Origin of the sequence: Streptomyces violascens (assembly GCF_014649955.1) — a bacterium.
Taxonomy (GTDB): domain Bacteria; phylum Actinomycetota; class Actinomycetes; order Streptomycetales; family Streptomycetaceae; genus Streptomyces; species Streptomyces violascens.
Genome location: NZ_BMUA01000036.1, coordinates 51969 through 68721 on the forward strand (window position 1 = coordinate 51969; position 16753 = coordinate 68721).

General features: G+C 69.4%; 18 protein-coding genes. 15 read left to right on the forward strand and 3 right to left on the reverse strand.

The window, feature by feature from the left end; genetic code table 11:
- The first annotated feature begins 82 nt into the window (after nt 1–82).
- The 11 genes from ddaH (at nt 83) to IE206_RS37830 (ending at nt 11139) form a co-directional block, all read left to right on the forward strand.
- The gene (ddaH, locus tag IE206_RS37780; protein ID WP_226600077.1) at nt 83–907 is read left to right on the forward strand and encodes a dimethylargininase; all 825 of its coding nucleotides are present in this window, start codon (nt 83–85) and stop codon (nt 905–907) included.
- Between the two features lie 246 nt (nt 908–1153).
- Nucleotides 1154–1456, forward strand: coding sequence for a type II toxin-antitoxin system HicB family antitoxin (locus IE206_RS37785; RefSeq protein ID WP_189970508.1), 303 nt, complete (start codon nt 1154–1156; stop codon nt 1454–1456).
- Nucleotides 1453–2733, forward strand: coding sequence for a cytochrome P450 (locus tag IE206_RS37790; protein ID WP_189970510.1), 1281 nt, complete (start codon nt 1453–1455; stop codon nt 2731–2733). The genes IE206_RS37785 and IE206_RS37790 overlap by 4 nt, the downstream gene beginning before the upstream one ends.
- A 448-nt stretch (nt 2734–3181) precedes the next feature.
- On the forward strand, nt 3182–3685 hold the full coding sequence (locus tag IE206_RS37795; protein ID WP_189970512.1) for an ATP-binding protein: 504 nt from the start codon (nt 3182–3184) through the stop codon (nt 3683–3685).
- 156 nt (nt 3686–3841) lie between these two features.
- Nucleotides 3842–4870 (forward strand): N-acetyl-gamma-glutamyl-phosphate reductase, encoded by a 1029-nt coding sequence (gene argC, locus IE206_RS37800; RefSeq protein ID WP_189970514.1) that lies wholly within the window; start codon nt 3842–3844, stop codon nt 4868–4870.
- Complete coding sequence (gene argJ, locus IE206_RS37805; protein WP_189970516.1) at nt 4867–6018, forward strand: bifunctional glutamate N-acetyltransferase/amino-acid acetyltransferase ArgJ; 1152 nt, start codon at nt 4867–4869, stop codon at nt 6016–6018. The genes argC and argJ overlap by 4 nt, the downstream gene beginning before the upstream one ends.
- Nucleotides 6015–6980 carry an acetylglutamate kinase gene (gene argB, locus IE206_RS37810; RefSeq protein WP_189970518.1) on the forward strand — a complete coding sequence of 322 codons (966 nt, stop codon included), beginning with the start codon at nt 6015–6017 and terminating at the stop codon, nt 6978–6980. The genes argJ and argB overlap by 4 nt, the downstream gene beginning before the upstream one ends.
- Complete coding sequence (locus IE206_RS37815; protein WP_189970520.1) at nt 6977–8182, forward strand: acetylornithine transaminase; 1206 nt, start codon at nt 6977–6979, stop codon at nt 8180–8182. The genes argB and IE206_RS37815 overlap by 4 nt, the downstream gene beginning before the upstream one ends.
- 231 nt (nt 8183–8413) lie before the next feature.
- Entirely contained in the window at nt 8414–9937 is a 1524-nt protein-coding gene (locus IE206_RS37820) for an MFS transporter (RefSeq protein ID WP_189970523.1), read from the forward strand.
- 94 nt (nt 9938–10031) lie between these two features.
- The gene (locus tag IE206_RS37825) at nt 10032–10787 is read left to right on the forward strand and encodes an RDD family protein (RefSeq protein ID WP_189970525.1); all 756 of its coding nucleotides are present in this window, start codon (nt 10032–10034) and stop codon (nt 10785–10787) included.
- A 208-nt stretch (nt 10788–10995) separates the two neighbouring features.
- The gene (locus IE206_RS37830; protein WP_189970527.1) at nt 10996–11139 is read left to right on the forward strand and encodes a hypothetical protein; all 144 of its coding nucleotides are present in this window, start codon (nt 10996–10998) and stop codon (nt 11137–11139) included.
- 269 nt (nt 11140–11408) lie between these two features.
- Here the strand turns inward: IE206_RS37830 and IE206_RS37835 are convergent, their stop codons facing one another.
- Nucleotides 11409–12158 (reverse strand): dienelactone hydrolase family protein, encoded by a 750-nt coding sequence (locus IE206_RS37835; RefSeq protein ID WP_189970542.1) that lies wholly within the window; start codon nt 12156–12158, stop codon nt 11409–11411.
- Between the two features lie 273 nt (nt 12159–12431).
- On the opposite strand from IE206_RS37835, the gene IE206_RS37840 reads away from it, so the two are divergent.
- The 4 genes from IE206_RS37840 to IE206_RS37855 all read left to right on the forward strand — a co-directional run bounded on the left by IE206_RS37840 (nt 12432) and on the right by IE206_RS37855 (nt 14733).
- Nucleotides 12432–13100 (forward strand): DUF4097 family beta strand repeat-containing protein, encoded by a 669-nt coding sequence (locus tag IE206_RS37840; protein ID WP_189970529.1) that lies wholly within the window; start codon nt 12432–12434, stop codon nt 13098–13100.
- A 198-nt stretch (nt 13101–13298) separates the two neighbouring features.
- The gene (locus tag IE206_RS37845) at nt 13299–13697 is read left to right on the forward strand and encodes a carboxymuconolactone decarboxylase family protein (RefSeq protein WP_189970531.1); all 399 of its coding nucleotides are present in this window, start codon (nt 13299–13301) and stop codon (nt 13695–13697) included.
- On the forward strand, nt 13697–13903 hold the full coding sequence (locus IE206_RS37850) for a hypothetical protein (protein ID WP_189970533.1): 207 nt from the start codon (nt 13697–13699) through the stop codon (nt 13901–13903). Before IE206_RS37845 ends, IE206_RS37850 begins: the two co-directional genes overlap by 1 nt.
- A gap of 425 nt (nt 13904–14328) precedes the next feature.
- Nucleotides 14329–14733 (forward strand): hypothetical protein, encoded by a 405-nt coding sequence (locus tag IE206_RS37855; RefSeq protein ID WP_229853346.1) that lies wholly within the window; start codon nt 14329–14331, stop codon nt 14731–14733.
- Between the two features lie 306 nt (nt 14734–15039).
- Here the strand turns inward: IE206_RS37855 and IE206_RS37860 are convergent, their stop codons facing one another.
- Nucleotides 15040–15459 (reverse strand): helix-turn-helix domain-containing protein, encoded by a 420-nt coding sequence (locus IE206_RS37860; RefSeq protein ID WP_189970535.1) that lies wholly within the window; start codon nt 15457–15459, stop codon nt 15040–15042.
- 56 nt (nt 15460–15515) lie between these two features.
- Complete coding sequence (locus IE206_RS37865; protein WP_189970537.1) at nt 15516–16139, reverse strand: hypothetical protein; 624 nt, start codon at nt 16137–16139, stop codon at nt 15516–15518.
- Between the last annotated feature and the right edge of the window lie 614 nt (nt 16140–16753).

Genomic DNA, 16753 nt, shown 5'->3' on the forward strand with positions numbered 1-16753 from the left:
CACGACCACCGGAGTGCGAGCCACGCCCATGTGGCGCACCCCCTACGCCAGCCCTGATCACCCCCCTTAATCCGGAGATGTCATGACTTCCGTATCGGTGCGCGACCGTGCCTCCACCCCCCGCCACTACCTGATGTGCCGCCCGTCGCACTTCGACGTGAACTACGCCATCAACCCCTGGATGGACCCGGCCAAGCCGGTGGACACCGCGCTCGCGGTCCTTCAGTGGGAGACGCTGTACGACCTCTACCGCTCGCTGGGCCACACCGTGGACCTCCTCGAACCGGTACCGGGCCTGCCCGACATGGTGTTCTCCGCCAACGGCGCCACCGTCGTCGACGGCTTGGTGCTCGGCGCCAGGTTCCTCAACTCCGAGCGGGCCGCCGAGGCCCCCGCCCACGCCGCCTGGTTCCGCGCCCACGGCTACGAGGTGCACGTACCGCAGTACGTGAACGAGGGCGAGGGAGACTTCGCGGTCACCGACAGCTGGATCCTGGCCGGGCGCGGTTTTCGCTGCACGCCCGAAGGACACCAGGAGGCCCAGGAGTTCTTCGGCCGCCCGGTGATCAGCCTGGAGCTCACCGACCCGCGCTTCTACCACCTGGACACCGCGCTCGCGGTCCTGGACGGCGACGAGGTCATGTACTACCCCGAGGCGTTCACCCCGGGCAGCCGCGCGGTCCTCGCCCGGCTCTTCCCCGACGCGCTGCTCGTCTCCAAGGACGACGCCGACGTCCTCGGGCTCAACGCGGTCAGCGACGGCCTCAACGTCGTCCTGCCGGAGGCCGCCGTGAAACTGGCCGGCGACCTGCGCGACCGCGGCTACAAACCCTTCCCCATGGACCTCTCCGAACTGCTCAAAGGCGGCGGCAGCGTGAAGTGCTGCACCCAGGAACTGCGCCCCTGAGCGACACGGGAGAAGAGGGAGTACGACGCCACCTTCACGCCGTCCCCTCCAGTGCGCGCCTGCCCCTCACCCGGGGCAGGCGCGCACTTGCGTGTGTGGCCCGGAGCGCCCTGTTCAACTGTCCAATTTCCACCCCTGACCACCCCTGGCGATCACTCAAAAGGCCAGGTCAGAGCCTTGCTCGCGGGCCGCGCAGATGATCGGTGAGCCTTGTCGGGCGGGCGCCTCCCGGCCACTGTGACGCCCATGGATCTGACGCCGTACGCCGACCGGCTCCGCCGTGAGCCGGTGCTCGCAGCCGAGGCCGGCGACGCCGGTGCCCGGGCGGGCGCCGGGCGGCTGCCCGCGCCCGCGACCGGCGCCCCGCGGCCCGCCCCGGACCCGCTCGACGACCGCGTCACGGCCCGCATCCACTTCCGCCTGCCCGAGCGCCTCAAGTCCCGCATCGAGGAGGCCGCGCGCCGCCAGGGCCTCTCCGTGAACGGCTACCTGGTGCGGGCGGCCGCCGCCGCGCTGGAGCCATTCCCCCTCGAAGGAGAAACACCATGACCACCATCGTGTCGGAACAGATCGCCGGGCAGGACGCGGAGGCCGCCGAGCAGGTCCACGCGCTCACCTCGGAGCTCGTGAGCGACCCGGTCCGCGGCTACACCGAGCTGCGCCGCCAGGCCCCCCTGGTCCGCGTCACGCTGCCGGACGTGGAGACCCCGGTCTGGCTGGTCACCCGGTACGAGGACGCCAAGGCGGCGCTCAGCGACCCGCGGTTCATCCGCGACCAGGGCAAGGTGCCGGGACTTGAGACCGACGGCCCGTCCATCGCCGAGCAGATGATCGAGGCGTACGGGCTGCCCGCCGAGTACCGCGACTACCTCGGGATCATGGTCCTGGTGGACGGCGAGGAGCACAGCCGGCTGCGCAACCTGGTCACCAAGTCGTTCACCGCGCGCCGCATCAACGCGCTGCGCCCGCGCATCGAGCAGATCACCCGCGACCTCATCAAGCCGCTCGCCGCGAAGAAGCAGGCCGAGCTCCTGGAGGACGTCGGCTACCCGCTCGCCTCCACCGTCATCTGCGCCCTCATCGGCATCGACGACGAGGACGTGCCGCAGATGCAGACCTGGATCCGCGACTACGCCTCCGGCGACATCGACCTGGTCATCCCGGCCCTGCGCAACATGGTCGAGCACTCCAAGACGCTCATCGCCCAGCGCCGCCAGGCTCCGAAGGACGACCTGATCTCCGGGTTCTTCAAGTCGGGCGAGGAGGACAGCCAGGCGCTCAGCGAGACCGAGATGGTCGCCCTGATCCTGCTGCTCATCAACACGGGCATCACCCCGCCCGCCCTGTTCATCGCGAGCGCGGTGCTCGCCCTGCTCGACCACCCCGAGCAGCTCGCCCGCCTGCGAGCCGAGCCCTCGCTGCTCGGCCGCGCCGTGCCGGAGCTGCTCCGCTTCACCTCGCCCGTCCCGATGGGCGCCCCGCTGTATGCGACCGAGGACCTCCTGTTCGCGGGCATGCCGGTCAAGAAGGGCGAGGCGATCACCAGCGCGCTGCTCGGCGCGAACTTCGACCCGGCCGAGTTCAAGGCCCCCGAGCAGCTCGACATCACCCGCGAGCTCGGCCGGGGGGTCGGCCACGTCGCCTTCGGGCACAGCGCGCACTACTGCATCGGCGCCTCGCTGGCCCGCCTGGAGGCGGAGATCGCGCTCGACCAGCTCCTCATCCAGAACCCGGGCACCACGCTCGGGGTGGCCCGCGAGGACCTGGAGTACTTCGACCTCCCCGGCGAGGGACGTCACCTGCGCAAGCTCCCGGTAAATCTCTGAGCGACACCGCGGGCAACACCAGCCCCGCCCGCACCACTTCAGGCGCCCGGCCAAGGAGACCCCTTCCTTGGCCGGGCGCCTTTTGCCGTCCAGGTCAGGGCAGGTGAGCGGGGGTCGGGAGGCGGCCGCGGCAGGCCCGTACGGGATCGGTGGATTCGCGCCAGGAGGGCGTGCACGGACAGTTGGTCACTGAACGCGACCGGGGACATTGCGGTACAACCGTGCAGACGCCGGTTCCCGGGAACAGCACGGAGCTTCACGCATCCGGACGCACCGCCTCGGCGTCGGGGGCCGTGCGCGACACCGCGCGCACCTTCACCTTCGGCCGTCGTCCGCATGCGACGGCCCGGCCCCGCCGCCCAGCGGCCCGCCGGTGCCGCAGTCCTTTGCCCGCGACGACCTCGCGGCAGGGCCGGCCGCCCACCACCCACTGCATTGGAGACGAGCCGTGCCCGACACCGCCTTCCCCTCTCCGGTCCTGATCGTGCTGCTCGGGGCAGCAGGGAGCGGCAAGACACATCTGGCCACCACCTGGCCCGCCGAGAGCGTTCTGGAACTGGACACCTTCCGTCAGTTGATCTGCAACGACGTGAGGGATCTCGACCAGGACGCGATCGACGAGGCGGTCTTCATGCTGGGCACCGTCCTGGAGAGCCGCCTGGCCAGGCGGCTGACGACGGTGGTCGACGCGGCCGCCAACAGCGACCCGGTGATGCGCGCCAAGCTCCTTGAGCTGGCCGGACGCTACGAAGTCCCCGCCGTGGTGCTGATCCTGACGACCCCGCTGGAGCTGTGCCTGGAGCGCAACGCCCGGCGCCCGCCGCACCACCGGCTGCCCGACGACGTCGTGCGCGCGCAGTACGCCGAGGCCGTGGACGCGGTCGCGGGCCTGCGCGCCGAGGGCTTCGCGCACGTCGAGGCGCTGTACGGCGGAGGTGCCGCCGTGGCCTGAACCCGCCGGCGAGAGCGCTCGATCCGTACGCCGAAAGCCCCGGACCGGAAACCGGCCGGGGCTCTCCCGGCCGTTGATTTTGTCATGTCCATGGTGAGTCATATTGATGCGCGAGGCACCCTCCGAGAAAGTCGGGACATCGACCGGGAGGGGAACATGAGAGCGCGAGTAGCAGTTGCCGGAGCCAGTGGATACGCGGGGGGCGAGCTCCTGCGCCTCCTGCTCGCACACCCCGCAGTGGAGATCGGCGCCCTGACCGCCAACTCCAACGCCGGGCAGCCGCTGGGCCCGCTGCAGCCGCACCTGGCCCCGCTCGCCGGACGCGTACTGGAACCCACCAGCGCCGAGGTGCTCGCCGGGCACGACGTCGTCTTCCTCGCCCTGCCGCACGGCCAGTCGGCCGCGGTGGCCGAACAACTGGGCCCGGACGTCCTGGTCGTGGACTGCGGGGCGGACTTCCGCCTCAAGGACGCGGCCGACTGGGAAGCCTTCTACGGCTCCCCGCACGCCGGGACCTGGCCCTACGGCCTCCCCGAACTGCCGGGCGGCCGCGCTGCGCTGGAAAAGGCCACGCGCATCGCGGTGCCCGGCTGCTATCCCACCGCCGTCTCGCTCGCCCTGTTCCCCGCCTACGCCGCCCGCCTGGCCGAGCCCGAGGCCGTGATCGTCGCCGCCTCCGGCACGTCGGGGGCGGGCAAGGCGCCCAGGGCGAACCTGCTGGGCAGCGAGGTCATGGGCTCGATGAGCCCGTACGGCGTCGGCGGCGGCCACCGCCACACCCCCGAGATGTCCCAGAACCTCTCCGCTTGCGCGGACGAGCCGGTCGGCATCTCGTTCACCCCCACCCTGGCCCCGATGCCCCGCGGCATCCTGGCCACCTGCTCCGCGAAGGCGAAGCCCGGGGTGGGCGGGCAGGACGTGCGGGCCGCGTACGAGAAGGCCTTCGCCAACGAGCCGTTCGTCCGCCTCCTGCCCGAGGGCCAGTGGCCGGCCACCGCCGCCGTGTACGGATCCAACGCCGTCCAGGTGCAGGTCGCCTACGACGAGAGCGCCCGGCGCATCGTCGCGATCAGCGCCATCGACAACCTGACCAAGGGCACCGCGGGCGGTGCGGTGCAGTCCATGAACATCGCCCTCGGCCTGCCCGAACAGACCGGACTTTCCACGATTGGAGTCGCTCCGTGAGCGTCACCGCAGCTAGGGGATTCACCGCGGCGGGCTCTGCCGTCGGCATCAAGAAGAACGGCAACCCGGACCTGGCCCTCGTGGTCAACCAGGGCCCGCGCTTCGCGGCCGCCGGAGTCTTCACCTCCAACCGTGTGAAGGCCGCCCCCGTGAAGTGGTCGCAGGAGGTCCTGGCGGGAGGCCGGGTCCGCGCGGTCGTGCTGAACTCCGGCGGCGCGAACGCCTGCACCGGCCCGCAGGGCTTCCAGGACACGGTGGCCACCGCCGACAAGGTGGCCGGCGTCCTCGGCATCGACCAGGCCCACGTCGCCGTCGCCTCCACCGGCCTGATCGGCACCCTGCTTCCCATGGACAAGCTCCTGCCCGGTATCGAGCAGGCCGCCGGCGAACTGTCGGAGCACGGCGGCGAGAAGGCCGCCATCGCCATCAAGACCACCGACAGCGTCCACAAGACCGCCGTCCACCAGGGCGAGGGCTGGACGGTCGGCGGCATGGCCAAGGGCGCGGGCATGCTCGCCCCGGGCCTGGCCACCATGCTGGTCGTGCTCACCACCGACGCCGACGTGGACGCGGCCGGCCTGGACCGAGCGCTGCGGGATGCGACCCGGCAGACCTTCGACCGGGTCGACTCCGACGGCTGCATGTCCACCAACGACACCGTCCTGCTGCTTGCCTCCGGCGCTTCTGGGCTCACCCCGGAATACGGGGAGTTCGCCTCCGCCGTACGCGCCGTCTGCGACGACCTGGCCCGCCAGCTCATCGGGGACGCGGAGGGCTCCTCCAAGGACATCCGCATCGAGGTGGTGGGCGCCGCGAGCGAGAGCGACGCCGTCGAGGTCGGGCGCTCGATCGCCCGCAACAACCTCCTCAAGTGCGCCATCCACGGCGAGGACCCCAACTGGGGCCGCGTCCTCTCGGCGATCGGCACCACCTCCGCCGACTTCGACCCCGACCGCCTCAACGTCGCCATCAACGACGTCTGGGTCTGCAAGAACGGCTCCGTCGGCGAGGACCGCGACCTGGTGAGCATGACGGGCCGCGAGGTCCGCATCACCGCCGACCTCGCCGCCGGATCCGAGTCCGCCGTCATCTGGGCCAACGATCTCACCGCCGAGTACGTCCACGAGAACAGCGAGTACTCCTCATGACCGTTCTGACCTCCTCCCTCACCCCCACCGGCCTGGCCGCCGCCCGCAAGCACACCGCGCTGCCCAAGGCGGACGCCCTCGTCGAGGCGCTGCCGTGGATCGCCCGCCACCAGGGCAAGACCATCGTGATCAAGTTCGGCGGCAACGCCATGGTCGACGACAAGCTGAAGGCCGCCTTCGCCGAGGACATCCTGTTCCTGCACCACGCGGGCCTGCGCCCGGTCGTCGTGCACGGCGGCGGCCCCCAGATCAGCAGCCAGCTGGAGAGACTCGGCCTCGAGTCCCAGTTCACCGGCGGCCTGAGAGTGACCACCGACGAGACGATGGACGTCGTACGGATGGTGCTGGCCGGCCAGGTGCAGCGCGAACTGGTGGGCCTGCTCAACCGGCACGGCCCGCACGCGGTCGGTATGACCGGCGAGGATGCCCGCCTGATGACCGCCGACAAGACGTACGCCGAGATCGACGGCGAGCAGGTCGACATCGGCCGCGTCGGCGAGGTCACCGACGTGGACGCCGGAGTGGTCGAGGCCCTCCTGGACGACGGCCGCATCCCGGTCATCTCCTCGATCGCCCGCAGCACGGACGCCGAGGACGCCGCCGACGGAGGCGTCTTCAACGTCAACGCCGACACCGCGGCCGCGGCGCTGGCCGCCGCCCTGGACGCCGAGATGCTGATGATCCTCACCGACGTCGAGGGCCTGTACGCGGACTGGCCGCACAGCGAGGAGGTCATCCCGCGCCTGAGCGCCACCGAGCTGGAGAACCTCATCCCGGACCTGGCCAGCGGCATGATCCCCAAGATGCAGGGCTGCCTGCACGCGGTGAGCAACGGGGTGCGCGCGGCCCGCGTCATCGACGGCCGGGTCAAGCACTCGCTGCTCCTGGAGATCTTCACCGACGAAGGCATCGGCACGATGGTCGTGCCCGACGGCACACCCCACAAGGGAGCGGCGGCATGAGCGGCGAAGGCGCCAATACCGGCCTGAGACGGCGCTGGCAGGGCGCCATGATGGACAACTTCGGCACCCCGCGCGTCCCCCTGGTCCGCGGCGCGGGCACCCGGGTGTGGGACGCCGAGGGCACGGAGTACCTCGACTTCCTCGGCGGCATCGCCGTCAACGCACTCGGCCACGCCCACCCCGCCGTCGTCGAGGCGGTGTCCGCCCAGGTCGCAGCCCTGGGACACGTCTCGAACCTGTTCATCGCCGAGCCGACCGTGGCGCTCGCCGAGCGCCTGGTGGAGCTGTCGGGCCGCACGGGCCGGGTGTACTTCTCCAACTCCGGCGCCGAGGCCAACGAGGCCGCCTTCAAGATCGGCCGCCTGACCGGCCGGCGCCACATGGTCTCCACCGTCGGCGGCTTCCACGGCCGCACGATGGGTTCTCTCGCCCTCACCGGACAACAGACCAAACGGTTTGGTTTTGAGCCACTTCCGGGCGACGTTACGTACATTCCGTACGGAGACACCGAGGCGCTGCGGGCGGCCGTCACCCCCGAGACCGCCTTCGTCATCCTGGAGCCGATCCAGGGCGAGAACGGCGTGGTCGTCCCGCCGCCCGGTTACCTCCAGGCGGCCCGCGAGATCACGTCGGCGACCGGCACGCTCCTGGTCCTGGACGAGATCCAGACAGGCATCGGCCGCACCGGCCACTGGTTCGCGGCCCAGGCCGAGGGCGTCGAGGCGGACGTGGTCACGCTCGCCAAGGGCCTCGGCGGAGGCCTGCCCATCGGCGCCACCCTCGCTTTCGGCCGCGCCGCCGAGCTGCTCACCCCCGGCACCCACGGCTCGACCTTCAGCGGCAACCCCGTGGTGTGCGCGGCCGCCCTCGCGGTGCTCGACACCATCGCGGGCCAGGGCCTTCTCGACCAGGTCAAGCGGACCGGCGAGCAGCTGCGCCGCGGCATCGAGGCCCTCGGCCACCCGCTGGTGAAGGAGGTCCGCGGAGCCGGCCTCCTGCTGGGCATCGTGCTCGCCGAGCCGGTCGCCGCCCAGGTGCAGCAGGCCGCCCAGGACGCGGGCCTGCTCGTGAACGCGGCGACCGCGGACGTGGTCCGCCTGGCCCCGCCCCTGATCCTCTCCGAAGCCGACGCGGACACCTTCCTCGACCGGCTCCCGGCCGTACTCAGCGCCGCCTTGGGGGCGGCAGCCCCGGCCGCCTGACGCAGAAGAACCCCAGGTCCACGACGCGGTACGCCGTACCTGGTTGCGCACACTGTGCGCAGAGTCGTACAGTGTTCCCAGAAGGCGCACGGTGTACGTGCACACGGCCAAGGTTTGAGACCGGAAAGGGACTGGAAAAAACCGCTATGCTGGTTTGATAATTGGCTCCAGAAGCCCCACCCCCCTGTCGGCCTCGGGTCGCCGGGCTCACGCCGTTCGAAAGGTTTGATGATGGAGACGACGGAACGTCACCCACGCCGGTGGCTCATCCTGGTCGTGCTGTGCCTCAGCACCCTGGTGCTGGTCATCGACAACATGGTGCTCACCGTGGCGGTCCCGACGATCGCGGAGGATCTGGGCGCGAGCGCTCAGGACCTGCAGTGGGTCCTCGAGTCGTACATGCTGGTCTTCGCCGGGCTCCTGCTCACCGCGGGAAGCCTCTCCGACAAGTTCGGCCGGCGCAAGATGATGATCATCGGTCTCGCGCTGTTCGGCGCGGCCTCGGTGGTGGCCATGGAGGCCACCACGCCCGAGATGCTCATCATCGGCCGCTCCCTGATGGGGGTCGGCGGCGCGCTGGTCATGCCGTCCACCCTCTCGATCCTCATCACCGTCTTCGACGAGGCCGAGCGCCCCAAGGCGATCGCCGTGTGGTCCGCGGTCGCGATGGTCGGCCTGGTCGGCGGCCCGGTCCTCGGCGGCGCGCTGCTCGCCCAGTTCTGGTGGGGCGTCGTCTTCCTGATCAACATCCCGATCGCGATCCTGGCGATCATCGCCGCGATGGTCCTGATGCCGGAGTCCAAGGGCCCCTGGCGCAAGGCCGACCCGGTCGGCATGGTCCTCTCCGTCGTCGGCATGAGCGCCCTGGTCTGGACGATCAACGAGTTCCCCAAGGGCGGCCTGTCCCACCAGTCCACGCAGATCTCCCTCGCGGTCACCGTCGTCGCGCTCGTCGCGTTCGGCATCTGGGAGGCCCGCTCGAAGTCGCCGATGGTGCCGCTGGCCCTGTTCCGCGACAAGGTGTTCACCGGCGCCAGCTTCTCGCTGGTCCTGCTCACCCTCGCCAACGGCGGCCTGATGCTGGTCCTGACCCAGTACCTCCAGTTCGTCCTCGGCTACACCCCGACCGAAACGGGCCTCGCCTTCACCCCGCTCGCCGTCGCCACCCTGCTCTTCAACACGATCGGCGCCTCGCTGATCGCCAAGACCGGCAACCGCGTCATGGCGGTCCTGGGCCTGCTGATCATCGCCTCGGGCTTCGCGCTCCTCGCCAACCTGACCACCGAGTCCGGCTGGGGCGTCCTGGCCGGCGCCATGGTCCTGATGGGCGCCGGCTCCGGCCTGGCGATGCCCGCCGCGATGGCCGCCATGATGGGCGCCATCCCCGACGAGCACGCCGGTGTCGGCTCGGCCCTGAACGACACGATCCAGCAGGCGGGCGCCGCCCTCGGCGTCGCCATCCTCGGCGCGATCCTCTCCAGCACGTTCACCGACAAGATGCCGGCCGACGCCCCCGCGGCGGCCCGCCACTCCATCGGCGACGCCCTCGCGGCCTCCGCCAACGACAGCAACCTGCTCAACGCCACCCACAGCGCGTTCACCGACGCCATGTCCGCCAGCTTCCTCGTCGGCGCCGCCGGCGTCGTGGGCGCCGCGATCCTCGCGGTGTTCCTCATGAAGGGCAAGGACAAGGAAGCCCCGGCCACCGAGACCGCCGACCAGAACCCGGCGGACGCGGTCCTCGCCACCCACTGACCCCGACCCCCCACCACACACGGATCGCGAGAGCGGTGACCTGGGCCCCTACCGGCCGAGGCCGCCGCTCTCGCCGTATCAGCGGGAGACGCCCATGCACCCCACCACCCCCCAGGACCCCTTAGCGCCCGAGAACCGCCCCGCCATGGCCCGTCGCGCACTGGCCTGGGCCGTCGACTTCGCCCTGGTCCTCGCGGCCGCGTACGCGATCGGCGTCTACACCGTCCACCAGATCACCGACGTGTGGGACAACGCGCCCGAACTCGGCGTATCCACCTGGCAGTTGATCACGGGAGACGGCGACGCGATCGACAGGGCGGGCCAGTTCGCCACATCGCTCTGGCACCAAGTGGTAACAGCGGTAATCCAGGGTTTCCTGCTCCTGGCCGCGGCCACCTTCGCCTACCACTGGGCATGCCTGACGTTCACGGGCCGCACCCTGGGCAAGGCGCTGCTCGGAGTACGCCTGACCCCGCACACCCCGGGCCGGACAGCCGCCCGGGCCGCCGTGACCACCCTCGCGGACGTGGGCTGCTTCGCCTTCGCCTGCTGCCTGCTGATCTCCGGCCACCCGGTCTGGTCGGTCATCGCGTGGCTGGGCGCGGTGGCGGTGTTCTGGTTCAACGCCCTGTCGGCGTACTCGGGCCGCACGGTGGCCGACCGGATAGCAGGCACGACGGTGGTGAACGCGACGTACGAGGCCCCCGCCCCCCAGCCCGCCCACCAGCCTTCCTTCCAGCCCCCGGCCCCGCAGTACGCCGCCCCGCCGGCACCCCCGCAGTACGCCCCACCGATGCCCCAGCACCACCCCCGACCCCACGCCCACCCCGAACCGAGCTGGACACAGTGATGCAGACACCCCACAACCACCGCCCCCTGCCGGCCCCGGCACTGGCCTGCCGCCTGTGCGCACCGAGCCCGCGCGGAGGCGACAGGAGCCCTTCGTACCGCCGGGCGAAGGACGTGACGTGGGAGTACGGAAGCCGCCGCCACTGAGGGGGTACGAGGGGGTTCGATCACCGGCGATCCCCCTTTCTCAGACCGTCGGCGTCCCCCGGGTGGAGCACATCGAGCCCGACGAGTTCCTGGCAAGCTATTGGTCCGCGCCCATGCTCCGGCCCCGCGACCTGTGCGACCCGATGCGGCTGGCCGGCATGCCCACGGTCGCATCGGACGCGCTGACGAACGGGGACGAATCGTGACCCAGACCCAGGCCCCGAGTACGTACGTGACCCCCGAATGCCGCGAGGCCCGCAACCTCCGCTGGGAGACGGGACACCTCCACTGCCCCGGCCCACTCGAACTGCGGCAGCCGCCGGGCACGCTGCCCCTCGAAGTTCTCAACTGCGCCTGCCCCTGCCACAGGGGCAAGCCCGGAGCCGCCTTCAGGGGGTGCTGACCAGCCCGGCACCCCCCGTCGGCCGGCAGAAAACAACTCGGGTCGACGCGTTCGCCTCGAAAACTGCGAACCTCAGCCCTTGCCCAGCGTCCGCCCGAGAAGCGGCAGCAACCGCTCCCAATGCCGCTGCATCCCCGCAGGACTGAACGCCGCGGTGTCGGCCATGGTGAAGCCGTGCAGGGTGCCGGGGTAGACCTCGCAGCTGTAGTCGACACCGGCGGCGTCCAGCGCCCGGCCGAGCTCGGCGATGCCCTCGGGCGTCAGGTCGTGCTCGGCGAGCCCGAAGTGGACCTCGGCGGTGAGCTTGGCGGCGAGACGGTGCGGACTGTCGGGCGCGTCGGTGACCAGGCCGCCCGGGTGGAACCCGGCGACAGCGGCCACCAGCTCGGGGTGCGCGGCCGCGGTACGCATCGCCAGGCCGCCCCCCATGCAGTAGCCGACCGTGCCGACCGGCCCGGCACCGACCTCGGGCTGGGAGGTGAGGAAGGCGAGGTAGGCCCCGGCGTCGCGCAGGGCGAGCTCCGGGGTGAGCGCGTCGACCATCGGCATCAGCTGGCCGAAGAGCTCGACCCGGTTCTCCTGCCCGATGAACCCGGGAACCTCCACCACCGGCGCCGGACCGTACCGGTAGAAGAGATTGGGCACGAGCACGTAGTACCCGTGCCCGGCCAGCTCGCGCGCCGTCTCCTCCAGCACGGGCCGCAGCCCGATGGCGTCCATGTACAACAGCACGCCCGGGTGCTGCCCGCCGTGCTCGGGAAAGGCGGCGAAGCCGTCGGCCAGGCCGTCGGGGGTGGGTATCTGCAGCGTCTTGATGGGAATGGCGGATCTTCCTTCCTGGGATTCCTGCCAGTAGATCACCAGGGGCACCAGGAGCACCAGGAGCGCCAAAACAGCCAACTGCTGTGAGCCAGCTGGCAGTTGATGTCAGCCCACACCCCACCGCCCGGCCGGTACGCCCCCCTGAAGCCCGCTGAAACCGCAGTAACGCCCCACTGAAACCCACCCCGCGCACTCTCTACGACATCGACACCGCGGCGAACGAAACCGCAGCCGCACAGAACAACACAAGACAACGAGTCGCAGGAGCCCGCCATGCAGAAGTTCACCACCGCCGCCCCGATCACCGCCGTCCTCGACATCCCCGCCGGCCGCATCCAGGTCATCGCCGCCGACAAGGCCGACACCACCGTCGAGATCAAGCCCGCCGACGCCTCCAAGAACCGCGACGTGAAGGCCGCCGAGCGGACCACCGTCGCCTACGCCGACGGCGTGCTGCGCATCGAGACCGTGGTGAAGAACGAGTACTTCGGCGCCTCCGGATGCCTCGACGTGACCGTCCAGGTCCCCGCGGGCTCCCGCATCGAGGCGAAGTCGGAAGCCGCCGAGTTCCGCACCGTCGGACGCCTCGGCGACGTCACCTTCGACGGCGCCCACGGCACCGCCCAGCTCGACGAGACCGCGAGCCTGCGCCTGACCGTCCACGCCGGAGACGTCTCGGTCGGCCGCCTCGCCGGGGACAGCGAGATCAGCGTCGCCGCCGGCGACATCCACATCGCCGAGGCCCTGCACGGCACCCTCACGCTGCGCACCGAGTCCGGCAAGATCTCCGTCGGCGCCGCCCAGGGAGCCTCCGCCACCCTGGACGCGGGCACCTCCTACGGCCGCATCCACAACGCCCTCAACAACACCGAAGGCGCGGCCGCCGCCCTGAACATCCACGCGACCACCTCGTACGGCGACATCACGGCCCGCAGCCTCTGAGCTCGGCCCGGTCGTCCGTGACAGTCCGCGGCAACGCACCGCATCCCGTTGAACCGACAACGAAGATCTCACCCCGTACCGCTCCCGGAGCCGGACCTAAACTGGTCACAGGGCCCGCTCCGAGAGCCGGTCCTGGTAGCTCGCGGCCGGAGCGGGCTGGGCCGGATCAGGCGGGCGGGGCCCTATGAGGAGGCCGTCATGTCCGCCACGGTCAACCGCGGCGAGATCGAAGCCGACATCAAGGAAACCCTCGGCCTGGTCCCGCACTTCTTCCAGAGCATCCCCACCGAGCTGCTGGCCCCGGAATGGGAGATCTTCAAGCGGATCGAGCTCGGCGAGACGCTGATCCCGAACAAGTACAAGGAACTGATCGGCGTCGGACTCCACTCCGAGACGAAGTGCCGCTACTGCAGCCTCTTCCACGCCGAGGCCGCGAAACTGTTCGGCGCCACCGACGAGGAGATCCAGGAAGCCGTGCACTACGCGAAGGCGAGCCTGGGCTGGAGCGCCTACATCAACGGCATGCAGGAGGACTACGACCAGTTCGCCGCCGAACTCAAACAGGTCACGGAGTACGTCAGCTCCAAGGCCGCCTGATGGAACTCGAACGGATCCGCCCCCTGGTGCTGCGCGGCACCTTCCACGCCTACGAGCTGGCGGCACTGATCGCCGCGGCCCGGTACGTCGTGGAGTCCGCACCCGCCGAGATCCCCACCGAGGCACTGGACCAGCTGAACCACCTGCTCACCGAATACGAGCACCAGGTCCGCAACCTCACCCCTCAACCGCAACAGCACCACTGACCACAAGCCCCCCAGGTCCCGGCGCCCACCAAGGCCACAGCCGGGACCTTTTCGACGGCGCTGCGGTGCCTGCCTCCAGGTGCACAGCCGAACCCTGCGCACCGCCGAGCAGCTCAGCGAACGTCGGGCACACCGGCACATCCTGCGTCATCGCACGCCTCCCTGCCCTCACGGGCGGCCCGCCATAGCGAGCATAGATAGCGAAGAGGCGAGCCATAGTCGCATTCGGCGCGCTTACGTAGCCTCTGGCGTACCTTCCACAGCACCCGACCGGGCACTCCCCAGATCGGCTCTAAGGACCAGGATTCCGCCTCTCAGAGCCGCAGAGCGGCCTTACGCTCGCCGGGGTTGGCCACGGTCGGACGCAACAGGCCCAGGCAACACCTGGCGCTCACACACTGCGGCGTCGAGGAAAGGTGCTCCTGATGGAGGTCATGTCTCCGCTCGTCTCCGAGCGCATCTGGGCGCTGCCGGTGTCAGGAGCCGCAGTCAAGTTCCTCCAGTACCTGATGTTCCGGTCCGAACTCGGCGGTCACCTGCCCGTACGCCAGAAGGAAATGGCCCAGGAGTACCAGATCTCCCAACAGGGAGTCAGCAACCTGCTTGCCTCCTTGTGCGAGATCAACATCGTTCTGCGGCCAGAGGCGGCGGAGCGCGGCGGCAACCAGTACCGGCTCCATCCCTTCGCGGCGAAGTACGAGAGCCGGGAGCAGATGGAGGCGGCGTTCCGACAGGCAACGGCTGACGTGAAGGCTGGCGAGCTCGCCAGCCTTCACCTTCCCCCGTACGTCGCAGAGTCGAGCAGCTCACGCTTTGTTCTACGGCACTGAAACAAAACGGTACCGCTAGTGGTACCGTCCGGCGCTCGTTCTCGTGTTCCTTCAGCGACACAATTGGGAGCACCCGCCCGTGAAGTGCAGTTTCCCGCAAGAGGGAACGATGTACGGGCTTCTAGGGATCCTGCTGAGGATGTCCTGCCAACCGCGCCTAGCCTCAGCTACACCGGAAACCTCAGAGTTCCCACGCCGCGCCGCTCGCCTGTTCTGACCTACTGAAACAAGACGGTACCGCTAGTGGTACCGTCCCGCGTCGCCCTCACATACCTCGGCACTCCACCTAAGAGGCCGACGTTCAGGTCACGCACTCTGCGCAAGGTTGGCCACCTGTGCAGCGAACCGTGTCCTGCGCTGCTGAGTGAATCGGTCAGGATCCGTCGCCTTGATCTCGGGCACGGCCATCACTGCAGTAGCGATTCTCCCGCCCGTCAGGAGCGGGTGAAGCTGGTACCTGCCGCGCTTGAGACCCCAAGCAAGGCCACATTCGCGAAGTTCCTTGAAACCACGGTTGACTGCCGGCTTGCCAGCACCGAGCGCCGCCGACATCTCGGCCTGGCTGATGTCAGCTGCACCAGTCTCGGGGTCCTGGAGCGCGAGCAGAACATCAAGCACGCGCCGGGCGGTCAACGAGACGTCTACCAGAGCCAGCAAGCTCAGAGCGGTGCGCGAGATCGTGACCGGCTGATCCGTCGGCGGGCCTGGTACGTAAGGACTGCTCACGAGGGCCTCACTTCCGATTGCGACGACGCCTTGCATCGAGGATATGTCCGAGGGGCTCATGCGCTCGCCCTGCGGCTCCGCTGCCGTTGCCGACGGAGCGGAACAACGGTCTCCTTGCGCCGAGCGGCTTCAGCTTCCTTCTTCGCACGAGCCCGCTCCTCACGCCACTGAGTCGGGTAGTCAGGCGCGGGGATGATGCAGGCAGGACCGTTGGCGGCGTTCCATTCCTTCTGCCAACTCTCCTGCTCGCCAGAAGTGCCGGCCACGGTTAGCCATGGGTTCAACTGGAGAACACCACGCTTGGCCGAGCGCATCCAGCCGATGTGCGTGAAGAACTGGCTGCCCTCGTTCACAGAGGCGGCAGACAAGCCACAGCGGCTTTGAAGGTCTCGCTGGGTGATTCGTACGTACCCCCGCGCTGCCGTCCTCTGCTCGGCATCCTGGCGGGTCGCGTTTTGAGCGGCCGTCAGCTTGCACCACACCTGGAACCAGCTTCCAGGCATCTTCAGACTGCCGAGCGCGTCCATCAACAACCGCGCGTCCAGAACGTATCCGACACAGGTAGCACTGGCTGCGAACTCCCGCCCCCGGATCTTCTCCACGCCGAGGATCAGCCCGCCCTTGCCGTCCGACCGTGTCACCACGCGTTCGCCGGGGCGGACGATCGGCAGCTGTTCCATCAGCACAGTCCTCCAGCCATGATCCAAAGAGAGCGCAACGGTACCACTAGCGGAACCGTTTTGTTTCAGCCCAGCAGAACACACGCCAGGCCTCCCATAGTTGACGGCCCATCAGCTCCAGGGTGTGTTTGTTCTAGATATCCAGAACACCGGAGACTCGTTTGTTCTGGATATCTAGAACAAACGGTTTGGCGTTTCCGCAGGTCAGCACCTGTTTGGCCTCGGTGCTCTCTTATATGTAACTAGAGCTCAACCTCCTGCACCTGACGCCACACCACCAACTGAGCGCACCAGCACCGGCCGAAGGTGGGGGCGGCCTCATCCATCACTCCTAGTGCTCCCTAGGCCATGGCACGTATGCCAACGGCACCGTAAAAACAAAGGGCATAGGAATACACACCTCAGAGAATTCTCATCTTTACATGCTGCATCAAGTGAGTTGCCATCTCGGGCTTGAAGCGGAATGGGGGCCCTCCGTTTCGCTCCGGGCTGTGGGGCGGGTTGGTTGGAGTGGGGTTGGCGGGTGCTTTGCACTCGCCTGATGGGTTGTTAACTTCCGTGCTTTGCACGGTAGTTGGGCATTGCTTCGCAATGCCTTGTGGGAATCGCGGAGC

Bases quoted from the DNA above. Each gene is read 5' to 3' on its own strand.
- ddaH (WP_226600077.1), top strand. From the start codon at position 83: ATGACTTCCGTATCGGTGCGCGACCGTGCCTCCACCCCCCGCCACTAC.
- IE206_RS37840 (WP_189970529.1), top strand. From the start codon at position 12,432: ATGCAGAAGTTCACCACCGCCGCCCCGATCACCGCCGTCCTCGACATC.
- IE206_RS37865 (WP_189970537.1), bottom strand. From the start codon at position 16,139: ATGGAACAGCTGCCGATCGTCCGCCCCGGCGAACGCGTGGTGACACGG.
- argB (WP_189970518.1), top strand. From the start codon at position 6,015: ATGACCGTTCTGACCTCCTCCCTCACCCCCACCGGCCTGGCCGCCGCC.
- argC (WP_189970514.1), top strand. From the start codon at position 3,842: ATGAGAGCGCGAGTAGCAGTTGCCGGAGCCAGTGGATACGCGGGGGGC.
- IE206_RS37845 (WP_189970531.1), top strand. From the start codon at position 13,299: ATGTCCGCCACGGTCAACCGCGGCGAGATCGAAGCCGACATCAAGGAA.
- IE206_RS37820 (WP_189970523.1), top strand. From the start codon at position 8,414: ATGGAGACGACGGAACGTCACCCACGCCGGTGGCTCATCCTGGTCGTG.
- IE206_RS37785 (WP_189970508.1), top strand. From the start codon at position 1,154: ATGGATCTGACGCCGTACGCCGACCGGCTCCGCCGTGAGCCGGTGCTC.
- IE206_RS37855 (WP_229853346.1), top strand. From the start codon at position 14,329: ATGGAGGTCATGTCTCCGCTCGTCTCCGAGCGCATCTGGGCGCTGCCG.
- IE206_RS37825 (WP_189970525.1), top strand. From the start codon at position 10,032: ATGCACCCCACCACCCCCCAGGACCCCTTAGCGCCCGAGAACCGCCCC.
- IE206_RS37815 (WP_189970520.1), top strand. From the start codon at position 6,977: ATGAGCGGCGAAGGCGCCAATACCGGCCTGAGACGGCGCTGGCAGGGC.
- IE206_RS37850 (WP_189970533.1), top strand. From the start codon at position 13,697: ATGGAACTCGAACGGATCCGCCCCCTGGTGCTGCGCGGCACCTTCCAC.
- IE206_RS37790 (WP_189970510.1), top strand. From the start codon at position 1,453: ATGACCACCATCGTGTCGGAACAGATCGCCGGGCAGGACGCGGAGGCC.